Consider the following 335-nt stretch of genomic DNA (forward strand, 5'->3'; position numbering starts at 1 on the left):
ACCGGGGGTGTATGACATTTGCCGAGAACAAGATGGTGGCTAACTGAGACTGATCCTCTGTTGCAAGTTCAAGAAACGAAATGAAAGCTTGATTTCTGGAGATCTCTTTTCCTCTTTCTATTAAAAAACTTTGAACCATCCCTTTGACCTTGTCCATTGACGTTGACGGATGCAAGAGGTTGAGTGAGTTGGGATCTTGACACAGCATTTCAGGGTTCACTTCAGGAGACAAAGGGGGTTGTAGCACCCGGTTTAAAATTTTCTTTATGAACTGGTTAGTGGATCGGATATGGGCATCCATTAACCCCCGCACATCCAAGGACAATTGGTCTGGA

General features: G+C 44.5%; 1 protein-coding gene. It reads right to left on the bottom strand.

Annotated elements, in window-relative coordinates:
- Positions 1-301: hypothetical protein (locus tag ACO0K4_RS19630; protein ID WP_422958345.1), on the bottom strand; the 301-nt coding region annotated here is incomplete at its 3' end.
- Positions 302-335: the final 34 nt, after the last annotated feature.

The sequence above is a fragment of the Undibacterium sp. RuTC16W genome (genome assembly GCF_049339445.1).
In the GTDB taxonomy this organism is placed as follows: Bacteria; Pseudomonadota; Gammaproteobacteria; order Burkholderiales; family Burkholderiaceae_D; genus Undibacterium.